This window comes from Xanthomonas sp. WCS2018Noco2-27, assembly GCF_031843525.1.
Taxonomy (GTDB): domain Bacteria; phylum Pseudomonadota; class Gammaproteobacteria; order Xanthomonadales; family Xanthomonadaceae; genus Xanthomonas.
In genome coordinates, this window is sequence record NZ_JAVTIK010000012.1 from 88,353 (window position 1) to 100,874 (window position 12,522).

Annotated in this window: 4 protein-coding genes; 3 read left to right on the forward strand and 1 reads right to left on the reverse strand. The window is 67.3% G+C overall.

What is annotated here, in order from left to right; genetic code table 11:
• Nucleotides 1-7 precede the first annotated feature (7 nt).
• Complete coding sequence (locus tag RQH86_RS17620; RefSeq protein WP_311239904.1) at nt 8-7,597, forward strand: filamentous hemagglutinin N-terminal domain-containing protein; 7,590 nt, start codon at nt 8-10, stop codon at nt 7,595-7,597.
• A gap of 47 nt (nt 7,598-7,644) precedes the next feature.
• Nucleotides 7,645-8,688 (forward strand): type VI secretion system protein TssA, encoded by a 1,044-nt coding sequence (tssA, locus tag RQH86_RS17625; RefSeq protein WP_115555161.1) that lies wholly within the window; start codon nt 7,645-7,647, stop codon nt 8,686-8,688.
• 293 nt (nt 8,689-8,981) lie between these two features.
• On the opposite strand, the gene RQH86_RS17630 is transcribed toward tssA, so the two are convergent.
• Nucleotides 8,982-9,272, reverse strand: a complete 291-nt coding sequence (locus RQH86_RS17630) for a DUF2782 domain-containing protein (protein ID WP_055846968.1) — start codon at nt 9,270-9,272, stop codon at nt 8,982-8,984.
• A 78-nt stretch (nt 9,273-9,350) separates the two neighbouring features.
• Here RQH86_RS17630 and polA point away from each other — a divergent pair, with 78 nt between their 5' ends.
• Nucleotides 9,351-12,131 carry a DNA polymerase I gene (polA, locus tag RQH86_RS17635; RefSeq protein ID WP_311239903.1) on the forward strand — a complete coding sequence of 927 codons (2,781 nt, stop codon included), beginning with the start codon at nt 9,351-9,353 and terminating at the stop codon, nt 12,129-12,131.
• Nucleotides 12,132-12,522 lie beyond the last annotated feature (391 nt).

A 12,522-nucleotide genomic window follows, 5' to 3' on the forward strand; every position in this document is an offset into this window, starting at 1 on the left:
TCTGCGCATGCACGCCAACCACACCGCTTCCACCGTTGCAGCCCGCCCCTCCGAACGCCTGCTGCGTCGATCGCCGCTTGCGCTGGCGCTGGCCGCCGCGCTCATGCTCAGCGCGCCGGCGATGGCGCAGGTCGCCAGCACCCAGCTGCCCACCGGCGGCAGCATCGTGGGCGGCACCGGCACGATCAATGCGCCCAACGGCACAACGCAGGTGATCGACCAGACCGGCTCGCGCATGGCGTTGAACTGGACGAGCTTCGATATCGGTTCGGCCGCCACGGTGCGCTTCAACCAGCCATCTGCGAGCTCGGTGATCCTCAATCGCGTCATCGGCGGCAATCCCACGCAGATCTTCGGCAACATCACCGCCAATGGTCAGGTGTTCCTGCTCAATTCCAACGGCATCCTCTTCGGCAATACCGCGCAGGTAAATGTCGGCGGCCTGGTCGCCACCACCCTGGGGGCCCAGGACATCAACTTCATCAACGGCAACGACGTCTTTGATGCAAACGGTGGGATCGCCCGGGTGTCCAATGCCGGCACCATTACCGCCGCCGCCGGCGCGGTCAATCTGATCGGCGCCGAAGTGCTCAACAGCGGCACCATCACCGCCAACGCCGGCAACATCACCCTGGCCGGCGCCGACAAGGTCACCCTCAGTTTCGAGAGCGGTGGGTTTGGCGTGGTCATCGACAAATCGCTGGAATTCGCGCAAGGCACGTTCGCGGTGAATAACTCCGGCAGCCTGATCGCACCTGGCGGCACCATCTCCCTGAGCGCACGCGCAGCACAGGGCGTGTTCGACGCGCTGGTGAACAACAGCGGCGTCGTCCGCGCTGCAGCACTTGCCGGAGGCAGCGACGGCAGTGTCTCGCTGGTGGCCAACGGCGCCGGCAGCAACGGCATCGTCGGCAATGGCAGTATCGATGTCGGCAGCGGTGCCATCAGCTATGTCTCTGACGTCGCCGTACAGCAGGGCGGCGTGCTCACCGCCGGCAACGTGTCCGGCAGCATCGGCGGCAATGCCAGCTTCAGCGGCGCCAACAAGATCGCCAACCTCGGCTTCCTGCAGGTGGCCGGCAACCTGGGCCTGACCAACACCATCGGCCTGGCGCAACAGGGCGCGCTGACGGTCGGCGGCACCAGCACCTTTTCGCTGGGCAACCAGGCGCTGACGCTGAGCGATGGCGGCAATCATTTTGGCGGCAGTGTCGGCCTCACCAGTGGCGCCACCCAGATCACCGACAGCGGTGCATTGACGCTGAGCACGCTGACCACCGGCAACCTCACCGCCATCAGCACCGGCACGCTGAATCTTGGCAGCGGCACGGTGACCGGCGCGCTCAGTGCCACCAGCAACAATGGCGCGATCCAGCAGGCTGGCAACGCCGGCCTCACCGTCACCGGCACCAGCGATCTGCAGGCCGGCACGGGAGCCATCTCGCTGACCACTGCAGGTAACGATTTCCAGCAGGCGGTCAGCCTGCGCGGGGGCACCACCCAGATCAGCGACAGCGGCGCACTGACCCTGGGCACGCTGGCCACCGGCAACCTCACCGCCACCAGCAGCGGTGCGTTGAATCTCGGCAGTGGTGCGGTGACCGGGGCGCTCAGCGCCACCAGCAATGGTGGGCAGATCAGCCAGACAGGCGCGTTGACGGTGAACGGCACCAGCACGCTCGATTCCGGCAACGGGGGCACTGCGCTGAGCGATAGCGGCAACGACTTCGTTGGCGCGCTCACGCTGACCGGTAACGGTATCGCCGTACGCGATGCCAACGCTCTCACCATCGTCGGGCTCACCAACGGCAGCAACGGCGCCATTACGCTCACCGCAGGCGGCGCGCTCAACTTGCCCGCGCAGGCCATTGCCACCGGCAGCGGCGCGCTGTCGCTGAGCGCGCTCGGTGGCGGGCTCAGCACCGGGGGCGCACTGTCCGGCAACCAGGTGAGCCTGCGCGCGCGCGATGCGTTGAACCTTGGCCACAGCGTCCAGGCCGGCGGCAACCTGCAGCTGACCAGCGACACCGGAGCCATCACCCAGACCGCCGGCCTGCTCGCTGTCACCGGTACCACCAACGCCACGGCGGCAGCGGGCACCGGCGCCATCAGCCTTGGTGGTGCCGGCAACGATTTCGGCGGCGCGGTCTCGCTCACCGGCAGCACGGTGATGGTCAACGACAGCAACGCACTCACCCTGGGCGCCATCGCCACCAACACGCTCACCGCCACCAGCCACGGCAGCTTGAACCTGGGCCAGGGCAGCATCGGCGGCATCGTCACTGCCAGCAGCAACGGTGGCGCGATCACCCAGAACGGCGCACTGACCCTGACCGGCCCGGCAACGCTCAATGCAGGCAGCGGCGCGATTTCGCTGGGCAACGGCGGCAACGACTTTCAGGGCGCGCTGACTCTGGTAGGCACCGGCATCGCGGTCAGCGATCTCGACACGCTCAGCGTGACTTCGCTCACCGCCGGTAGCGGCGGGGATGTCACCCTCACCGCTGGTGCCGACCTGGTGCTGCCAGCGCAGGCCATCGACCTCGGCGCGGGCAATCTGCGGCTAAGCGCGCAGGGCGGCACGCTGGCGACCAAGGGCGCGCTCAGTGCCAATCAGATCAACCTGTCTGCTCGCGACGGGCTGACCCTGGACCACGACATCGATGCCACCAGCACGCTGGCGTTGACCACCACCAACGCCGCCATCACCCAGGGCGGTGGGGCGATCAGCGCTGGCGCACTAGGCACCGTCAACGCCGGAACCGGTGCGATCTCCCTGCTCGGTCAGGGCAACGATTTCACCGCCGGACTGGATGTGACCGGCGGCGCCATCGGCATCTACGATCGCAACGACCTGTCCATCGTCTCGCTGGTCAGCGCCGCCAACAGCGCGGTCGCGCTCACCGCAGGCGGCATGCTGAGCCTGCCGGCGCAATCGATCGACACCGGCAGCGCCACGCTGCAACTGCGTTCGGACAACAGCAGCTTGGCCACCAATGGCGCATTGCGCGGCGGCAATGTCAGCCTCAACGCGCGCACGGGCATCACGCTGTCGCATGACATCACCAGCAGCGGCAACCTGCAGCTGCGTACCACCAACGCTGCGCTCACCCAGCTCGCCGGCAGGCTCGCCATCGATGGCACCACCACGGTCAATACCGGCAGCGGCGCTGTGGCGTTGAACGGCGCGTCCAATGCCTTCACCGGCGCGCTGTCGGTGACCGGTGGCGCGGTGCAGATCAACGCGCTCAGCGCGTTGACCCTGGGCAGCTTCAGCGCCAACGCGCTCACGGTCAGCAGCGGTAGCGCATTGGATCTGGGGCAGGGCAGCGTGGCCACCTCGCTGACCGCCACCAGCGCCAGCGGCGGCATCACCCAGACCGGCGGGCTTGAGGTGGGTGGCGCGGCGCAATTCACGGCCGGCACCGACAACATCACCCTGACCGCGAGCGACAACGACTTTCGCGGTGTAGTGGGCCTGAGCGGCAACGCCGTGCAGGTGGTCGATCGCGATCGGCTCACCCTGGGCAACAGTAGCGTCGGCAGCCTGCTGGTCGACAGCAACAACACCGCCATCGACCAGCAAGGCGCGCTGACCGTCAGCGGCAGCAGCCGCTTCGATGCCGGCATCGGCAGCATCACATTGGCCGACAGCGCCAACAATTTCGCCGGCGCGGTGAATCTGGCCGGCGGCGCCGTGCAGGTGGTCGATGCCAACACGCTCACCCTGGGCACGCTCAACACCGGCGCACTCACCGTCAGCAGCACCGGTGCGCTGAATCTTGGCACCGGCAGCACCGGTGCCTTGACCGCCACCAGCAACAACGGCGCCATCACTCAGACCGGTGCGCTCACCGTTAATGGGGTTGGCAGCATCAACGCCGGCAGCGGCACGATTGCACTGACCGACATCGGCAATGATTTCAGCAACACGGTGAATCTCACGGGCGGCGCGGCGCAGATCGTCGATGCCAACGCGCTCACCCTGGGCAGCCTCAATACCGGCGCGCTCACCGCCACCAGTAACGGTGCGTTGAATCTTGGTCAGGGCAGCGTCAATGGCGCGCTGACCGCCACCAGCAACAACGGCGCCATCACCCAGGCCGGTGCACTCACCGTCACCGGCGCAAGCACCATCAACGCCGGCAGCGGCGCGATCGCGCTGACCGATGCCAACAACGATTTCCAGGGTGCCGTCAGCCTGACCGGCAACGGCATCGCCGTGACCGATCGCAGCGTGCTCAACGTCTCCTCGATCAATGGCAATAGCAACGGCGACATCGCGCTCACTGCGCAAACGCTCAACCTGCCTGCATCGGCGATCTCCGCTGGCAGCGGTAACTTGACGCTCACTTCCACCGGCAGCGCGTTCAGCACCGGCGGCGCGCTGAGCGGCGGCAACGTCGTGCTCACTGCACGCGATGGCCTGACCCTGGCGCACACCATCAGCGCCGGCAACGCGCTGACGCTGCGCACCACCAATGCCGCAATCAACCAGACCGGCGGTCAATTGCTGGTTGGCGGTATTACCACCGTCAACGCCGGCTCCGGCGCGATCGTACTGACCAATGCCAACGACTTCATTGGCGCGGTCGCCCTCACCGGCGGCGCGGCGCAGATCGTCGATGCCAACGCGCTCACTCTGGGCAGCCTCAATACCGGCGCACTCACCGTCACCAGTAACGGTGCGTTGAACCTGGGCACCGGCTCCACCGGCAGCTTGACCGCCACCAGCAACAACGGCGGCATCACCCAGGCCGGTGCGCTCACCGTCACCGGCGCAAGCACCATCAACGCCGGCAGCGGCACGATCGCACTGATCGATGCCAACAACGACTTCCAGGGTGCCGTCAGCCTGACCGGCAACGGCATCGCCGTGACCGATCGCAGCGTGCTGAACGTCTCCTCGATCAACGGCAATAGCAACGGCGACATCGCGCTCACTGCGCAAACGCTCAACCTGCCTGCATCGGCGATTTCCGCCGGCACCGGCAGCTTGATGCTCACTTCCACCGGCAGCGCGTTCAGCACCGGTGGCGCGCTGAGCGGCGGCAACGTCGTGCTCACTGCACGCGATGGCTTGACCCTGGCGCACACCATCAGCGCCGACAACGCGCTAACGCTGCGCACCACCAATGCCGCCATCAATCAGAGCGGCGGCCAATTGCTGGTCGGCGGCCTCACCACCGTCAACGCCGGCACTGCCGCCATTGCCTTGAATGGCGCCAATGATTTCCAAGGTGCAGTGAACCTCACTGGTGGCACCGTGCAACTCAACGACAGCGACGCACTGACCCTGGGCACGCTCAACACCGGCGCGCTCACCGTCACCAACACCGGCGCATTGAATCTCGGCCAGGGCAGCGTCAATGGCGCACTGACCGCCATCAGCAACGGCGGTGTCATCACGCAAACCAACGCGCTCAGCATTACCGGCGCCAGTACGCTCGATGCCGGCAACGGATCGATTGCGTTGAGCAATGCCAACAACGATTTTGTCGGTGCAGTCGCCGCCACCGGCGATGGCATTGGCCTGGTCGACCGCAACGACCTGCAGCTCGCCAGCGTGCAAAGCACCGGCAATGGCGCGGTATCCCTGGATGCCGGCGGTGCGCTGCTGCTACCGGCTACCACGATCGACACCGGTACCGGTGCGCTCAGTTTGATCGCGCGCGGCGGGACCCTCACCACGGTCGGTGCGCTGCGTGGCGGCGATGTGCAGCTGACCGGCGCCAACGGCATCGTGCTTGGCAATAACATCGCTGCGTCGGGCGATCTGGCAGTGCGCAGCACCAATGCGGCGATCACCCAACGTGCGGGCACGTTGCAGGTGGCAGGCAATAGCGTGGTCGATGCCGGCAGCGGCACGATCGTGCTCGATGCGGCCGGCAACGACTTCCAGGGCCTGCTCGCGCTCAGCGGCGGTGCCACGCGTGTGCGCGCTGCCACTGCGTTGACGCTGGATGCGCTTAATACCGGCGCACTCGATGTCGCCAGCACTGGTGCGCTCAACCTGGGCTTCGGCCTGGTCAATGGCGATCTGGACGCCGCCAGCAACGGCGGTGGGCTGTCGCAGACCGCTGCGCTGACCGTCACCGGCGTCACCCGCATCGACAGTGCCGGCGCTTCCATCGCGCTTGCCGATGCCGGCAACGATTTCCAGTCGGCAGTGAACCTCCGCGGTGGCGATACCCGCGTACGCGACCGCAATGCGCTGACGCTGGGCAACGTGGATGTCGCCGCGCTGGAGGCAAGCAGTGGCGAGGCATTGAATCTAGGCCAGGGCCGCATCGGCGGCACGCTGGTCGCGCGCAGCGGCGTTGCACCGGCCGCACGCGTTGTCGGGCAGGCGCTGCCCACGCCGGCGGCGACCGATGCCGGCATCACTCAGCAGGGTGCGTTGACCGTCGTCGGCAACAGCGTGCTCGATGCGGGCAGCGGCGCCATCGTGCTCACCGATGCCGGCAACGATTTCCAGGGCAGCGTGCAGGCCAGTGGCGGCAGCATCGTGCTGGTCGATCGCAACGACCTGGCCGTGGCGGCGCAGGCGAGCGGTGCGGTCGCGCTGCAGGCCGGCGGCCAGCTCTCCACCAGCGGTGCGATTGCCGGCAACGCGGTGGCGTTGAGCAGCGGTGGCGGCATGCAGCTGGGGCACGACATCAACAGCGCTGGCAACCTCAGCGTGCGCAGCGGCGGTGCCATTACCCAAAGCGCCGGCAGCCTGCGCGCAGCGCACCTCAGCGGCAGCGCCGCGGGTGCGGCCACGCTGACCAGCGCCGGCAATGCCATCGGCACGCTCGGCGACTTCCGTGCGCAAAGCCTGGACCTGTTCAGTGCCGGCGCATTGCAGGTGAGCGGGCGCGTGGATGGCGGCAACCTGTTGCGGCTGCGCAGCGGTGATGCATTGCTGCTGGATGGTCAGCTTAGCGCTGCGACCACCTGGCTGCAGGCGGTTGCCGGCATTCGCCAGCGTGCCGGCAGTGCCATCAGCACCAACCTGCTCAGCGGCAGCGCCGGTGGCCCGGTGCTGCTGGGCGATGCCACCACCTTCATCGACAACCGCCTGGTGCGGCTGGGCGATTTCACCGCCAGCAATGGCTTCAGCCTCACCAATGCCGGCGACCTCACGCTGGTGCTGGCCAACGGCAGCAGCTACAGCGTGGATGCCGGCAACAACGCGTTGTTGCTGTCGGTGCGCGGCGATCTGCTGCAGGAAGGCCGCGCCACCCTGCGCGATGGCACCGGCAATTTCTCCGCGACCGGCCGCATCGGCACCCAGCAGGACCCGATCTACCTGATCGGCACCGGCGCCCAGGTGATCGGCGCGGTGGGCGCGCCACCGGCGTACTTCAACGCCACCACCGTCGAGGGCGGGCTGCTCGAGTTGAGCGGCGGTTCCAGCTTCAACGTACCGGCCTCGGCGTTTGCCGGCCGCGCGCAGAGCTCGGCCAGCCGCACCATCGCCTTCGTCGATCTGTCCGCCAGCGGGACGCCGTATCGCGCGTTCGGCCTGGTCCGTCCCGGCCTGCGTCTGCCCGACGACCAGCAACCGGCCTGCGACGCCGGCGACCCGGACGCGGTCTGCACCCCGCAATAATCGCCTCGCCGCCGCCCACCGCGGCGGCTCTCCCGATGGAGCCTGCCATGCACGACGACACTTCCCTGCAGACCTTGCTGGCACCGATCAGCGACGACGCCCCGGCCGGCCCGGACCTGGAATACGACCCGGATTTCCTGCGCCTGGAGCGCGACTCGGCCGTCCGCGCCGAGCGCACCCTGGGCGAGAGCGTCATCGCCGCCGAAGAACCCGACTGGGACAAAGTGCAGGCGCTGGCGCTGGAGCTCAGCCGCCGCAGCCGCGACCTGCGCATCGCCAGCAAGCTGGGCGCGGCCTGGCTGCGCCTGCGCGGCCTGCCGGGCTGGGCCGACACCCTGGCGCTGATCCACGGCCTGCTGGAACAGCACTGGGACAGCGTGCACCCACAGCTGGATGCCGACGACGACAACGACCCGACCTCGCGCATCAACGCGCTGGTCGGCTTGAGCGACCCGATGGGCCTGCTTGGCGCGCTGCGCACCGCACCGTTCGTGCAATCGCCGCGGCTGGGCCGTTTCAGCCTGCGCGACCTGCGCGTGGCCAACGGCACCCTCAAACTGCCCGAGGGCCAAACCGGCCCCAGCCTCGCCGAGATCGAAGCCTGTTGCCAGGACTGCACCCCGGAAACGCTGGCCGCCTCCGCCCAGGCCATCAGCGCTGCAGCGGCGCATGCGCGCGCCATCGATGCCTTGCTCACCGAACACGTCGGCACCGCGGCGCCGGACCTGCGCCCGCTGCTGACCGACCTGCGCGAGCTGGAACGTTTCGTGCTGCCGCACTGGCAGGCGCGCGACAGCAGCGCCAACCCCGCCGCGCCGGACGCCGACGCTGCGCCGGCCGGCGAGGGCAACGACGGCGCGACCACCAGCGCCCGCCCGGCCGGCGCCATTGCCGGCCCGGACGATGTGCTGCGCCGTCTGGATGAAATCTGCGCCTATTACGCGCGCTGCGAACCTTCCAGCCCGGTGCCGATGCTGCTGCGGCGTGCGCAGCGCCTGGTGGGCTGCGACTTCCTGGCCTTGATGAAGGAACTGGCCCCGGCCGGCATCGACGACCTGCAACGCGTCACCGGCCCGCTGGAAAACGGCTGATCGCGGCGAACAATAGCTCGCGAGCAGTGGTCAGGTGAATGTAGACAACGCGCTCAGAACAGGAGTGCGGGTGGCACATGCCGGCACCGACGCCGGCCGCACCCGCTAGGCGATAAGCGCAGGCGTTCTGTGAGCGGCCCCATCCATCTGCTCAGTCAAACAGGCAGCCGCACAAGGCGCGCCCGCAACACCACCGACTACCCTATGGCGGCAGCTCAACCAGCCCGCCGCCCACCTCCGAACAAAACGCAGTCATACCGCGCTGTTGCAAATCCCGACTCCCAACTCCCCAATCACCAACGATACAACTGCCAATACACCTTGTTGACCTTGTCCTTCTCGGCATCGGTATGCCCGTCGTGGTCGCGGTCATACAGGAAGTAGGGCGCACCGCGGGCCGGCGTCACGCGCACCATTTCCAGCTGACCATTGACGCGGTATTCGTCGACCTTGTCGCCATTCCCCATGGTCTTGCTGGTGACATCTGCGCCGGCCGGAACATCGCCACCAGCGCGGCCACCGCCGCTCGTGGCACAGCCGCCAAGCAGCAGCAACGGCAGCAGCAAAAGACATGCTCTCTTCATCGTCGTCATCCGTTTTAGGTCGTCGGTCAGTATGCGCTGGCGCGGTGCGGCGCGGGCGTGCAGCGTTAGAATTGTCCGATGAGCAAATTAGTCCTGATCGACGGGTCCAGTTACCTGTATCGCGCGTTCCACGCGCTTCCGCCGCTGACCAATGCCCAGGGCGAGCCCACCGGCGCGTTGTTCGGCGTGGTCAACATGTTGCGCGCCACCTTGAAAGAACGCCCCGCCTACGTCGCGTTCGTGGTGGATGCGCCGGGCAAGACATTTCGTGATGACTTGTATGCCGACTACAAGGCCAACCGCCCCTCGATGCCCGACGAGTTGCGCGCACAGGTGCAGCCCATGTGCGACATCGTGCATGCGCTGGGTATCGACATCCTGCGTATCGACGGCGTGGAAGCGGACGATGTGATCGGCACACTGGCGCTGCAGGCCGCCGCAGACGGATTGAGCGTCACCATCTCCACCGGCGACAAGGACTTCGCACAGCTGGTGCGTCCAGGCATCGAACTGGTCAACACCATGAGCGGCAGCCGCATGGATTCGGACGAGGCGGTGATCGCCAAGTTCGGCGTGCGGGCCGACCAGATCGTCGACTTGCTCGCGCTGATGGGCGATGCCATCGACAACGTGCCCGGCGTGGACAAGTGCGGCCCCAAGACCGCCGCCAAATGGCTGGCCGAATACGACTCGCTCGACGGCGTCATCGCCAACGCCGACAAAATCAAAGGCAAGATCGGCGAGAACCTGCGCGCCGCACTGCCGCGGCTGCCGCTCAACCGCGCGTTGGTCACCATCAAGACCGACGTGGCGCTGGCCTGCGGCCCGCGCGCGCTGGAGCTGCGCGAGCCCAATGCCGAAACGCTGGCCGTGCTGTACGCCCGCTACGGTTTCAGTCAGGCCCTGCGCGAGCTGGGCGGCGCAGCGGCCGCTGGCGCGCAGACCGAAGCCATGGCCGTGGCCCGTACCGAACCCGGCCGCGCCCGCGGCACCGGCTTCGTCTCCGGCCCGGCGAGCGCGCCGGTGGATCTGGACCCGGCCCTGGCCGCGCCCGGTCAGTACGAGACGATTCTCACCCAGCAACAGCTGGACAGCTGGATCGCCCGCCTGCGCGCGGCCGGCCAGTTCGCCTTCGATACCGAAACCGACAGCCTGGACCCGCTGCAGGCCAACCTGATCGGCCTCAGCGTCGCCGCCGAGCCCGGCCAGGCGGCGTACCTGCCGTTCGGCCACGACTTCCCCGGCGCGCCGGCTCAGCTCGACCGCGCCCAGGCGCTGGCCCAGCTGGCGCCGCTGCTCACCGACCCTGGGCTGCGCAAGCTCGGCCAGCACGGCAAGTACGACCTGCACGTGATGCGCCGGCATGGCGTGGAGCTGGCCGGCTACAGCGACGACACCTTGTTGGAGAGCTTCGTGCTCAATTCCGGCAGCGCCCGCCACGACATGGACAGCCTGGCCAAGCGCTACCTCGGCTACGACACCGTCAAGTACGAAGACGTGTGCGGCAAAGGCGCCAAGCAGATCAAGTTCGCCCAGGTCAGCCTGGAAGATGCCACCCGTTACGCCGCCGAAGACGCCGATATCACCCTGCGCCTGCACCACGTGCTCGGCCCCAAGCTGGCTGCCGAGCCGGGGCTGGAGCGCGTCTACCGCGAGATCGAGATGCCGTTGGTGGAAGTGCTCGCCCGCATCGAGGCCAACGGCGTGTGCGTGGACGCGGCCGAACTGCGCCGCCAGAGCGCGGACCTGTCCAAGCGCATGCTCGCCGCCCAGCAAAAGGCCACCGAGCTGGCCGGGCGTACCTTCAACCTGGATTCGCCCAAGCAGCTGCAGGCGCTGCTGTTCGACGAGCTCAAGTTGCCCGCCGTGGTCAAGACGCCCAAGGGCCAGCCCTCGACGAACGAAGAAGCGCTGGAAGCCATCGCCGACCAGCACGAGCTGCCGCGGGTGATCCTGGAGTACCGCGGCCTGGCCAAGCTGCGCAGCACCTACACCGACAAGCTGCCGGAGATGATCCACCCGCAGTCCGGGCGCGTGCACACCAGCTACCACCAGGCCGGCGCCGCCACCGGGCGGCTGTCCTCGTCCGACCCCAATCTGCAGAACATCCCGATCCGCACCGAAGACGGCCGCCGCATCCGCCGCGCCTTTGTCGCCCCGCCCGGGCGCAAGCTGATCGCCTGCGACTACTCGCAGATCGAACTGCGCATCATGGCCCACCTGTCCGGCGACCCCGGCCTGGTGGGCGCGTTCGACTCCGGCGCCGACGTGCACCGCGCCACCGCGGCGGAGGTGTTCGGCCGCACCATCGACACCGTCAGCAATGACGAACGCCGCGCCGCCAAGGCGATCAACTTCGGCCTGATGTACGGCATGAGCGCGTTCGGCCTGGCCCGCCAGCTCGGCATCGGCCGTGGCGAGGCGCAGGACTACATCGCGCTGTACTTCAGCCGCTACCCGGGCGTGCGCGACTTCATGGAAACCACCCGCCAGCAGGCCCGCGACAAGGGCTACGTGGAGACGGTGTTCGGTCGCCGGCTGTATCTGGACTTCATCAATGCCGGCACCCAGGGCCAGCGCGCCGGTGCCGAGCGCGCCGCGATCAACGCGCCCATGCAGGGCACCGCCGCCGACATCATCAAGCGCGCCATGGTCAGCGTGGATGGCTGGATCGCCGACCACGCGCAACGCGCACTGATGATCCTGCAGGTGCACGACGAACTGGTGTTCGAAGCAGACACCGATTTCGTCGACACGTTGCTGAGCGAAGTCACCGCGCGTATGTCGTCCGCTGCCGAATTACGCGTGCCGCTGGTGGTGGATTCGGGCGTGGGCGATAACTGGGACGAGGCGCACTGACGCAGCACATCACGCTGATATGCTGAATGCGCAGACCAGACATAAGTTGGTCGAAACATAATGCGCGCGCAGCAGGATTGGAGGAATGAATAACCGTTAAATTCTACATTTTTTTAACAGTTATCTTCACGATCCATCAATGTGGAAAATGGTGTTATATCCCTCGACGGGCGCAACGCCTGTCGGCAGATCTCTCCCATCCCCTGGAGCAGATCTCGGAGCGGAAACTCCTCCCCAAGTTTCCGCTCCCTGGCCCCGCCGACCTCCCCCTGGTCTGCGGGGCTTTTTTATTTCCAGCGTTCAGAGTAGCCGGAAAGACTCGGCGCTGCTGGACAGCGTCCGCAGATTGCGCAATGGCTGCGTGAGCAATCACAAATTTAAATGGGGACGA